This window comes from Kitasatospora aureofaciens, assembly GCF_019192735.1.
Classification (GTDB): domain Bacteria; phylum Actinomycetota; class Actinomycetes; order Streptomycetales; family Streptomycetaceae; genus Kitasatospora; species Kitasatospora aureofaciens_A.
Window position 1 is genome coordinate 1 of record NZ_JAHTKP010000181.1, and the last position, 1,089, is coordinate 1,089.

At 75.3% G+C, this 1,089-nt stretch carries 1 protein-coding gene; it reads right to left on the minus strand.

Annotation, left to right across the window (positions count from 1 at the left end; all coding sequences use genetic code 11):
- Positions 1-87: 87 nt before the first annotated feature.
- Complete coding sequence (locus KV557_RS41870) at positions 88-924, minus strand: RNA polymerase sigma factor (RefSeq protein WP_308130328.1); 837 nt, start codon at positions 922-924, stop codon at positions 88-90.
- Positions 925-1,089 lie beyond the last annotated feature (165 nt).

A 1,089-nucleotide genomic window follows, 5' to 3' on the forward strand; every position in this document is an offset into this window, starting at 1 on the left:
CACTCGCCAATCCGGGGAGGACGCCGCGCACGGCTTGGACGGCGGTGTCCTGCCGCACGAAGCCGCGCGTGTGTCGAGGACGGCTCCTCACCGCCGCCGGACCGGGCGCCGGCGTCGCCGCGCGGCCTCGGGGCCCGGGACCGTCGACGCCGCCTCCACCGCGCGGTGGTTGGCGCGCTCGACCTCCCCCGCCACCCGGGCGCAGCCCTCGCAGTTCTCCAGGTGCCGGGCCAGTTCGGGGCCGCGCCGCCGGCCGGGGCGCCGCATGGCGCCGGCCAACCGGGCGGTGAAGTAACGGCACGCCGGCTCGGCCGCCTCGTCCACGTCCTCGCGCAGGTAGGCCTCGCGCAGTCCCTCCCGGGCCCGCGCGGCGAGGGAGCGGACTCCGCTCGGTGTCATCCCCATCCGTTGCGCGACGGCGGCCGCCGACTCCCCCTCCACGACGGTGAGCCAGAGGAGCGCCTGCCACCGCTCGGGAAGGGAGCGGTAGGCCTTGGCGACCAGGGCGGTCTCCTCGGTGGCGAGCAGCGCGGCCTCGGTCTCCGCGTCCCCGGCGAGGTGTTCGACCCAGGTCTCGAAGTCCTCCGGCAGCAGCACGCGACGGGTGAGGTGCCTGCTCCACTCCATCGCGGTGCGGCGGACACAGGCCATCAGGTACGGGCGCCAGGCGTGGCGCGGTCCGTGGCCGCGGGCCACCGACATGTACGTACGGGCGTAGGCCTCGGCGGCGAGGTCCTGCGCGGTCTGCGGGTCACGGCAGTAGCCGCGCGCGTAGGCCAGCACCGCGCCGTGGTGGCGGGTGAAGACCTCGGCCATCACTTCTCCGACACGGGAGGTGTCGGTAGCGGTCGCGGCGGGAAGGACCGCGGAGAGCTCGACGTCGCTCAAGGTGCTCAGACCCAGTCCGTAGTCGTCGGAACGCACGGTCAATGTGTTCTCCTCAGGTCTGGTTGCCTCGTGACGGGCAGGTCGCGCGCACCGGGGGGTACGGCGGCCGCACGGGGCCGGGGGGAGATCGGGCGTGGCTCGGTTGTCGGCGAGGCGGGGCAGGCGCGGCGCTGCACCTGGCGCTCCTGGGTGGACGGGCGC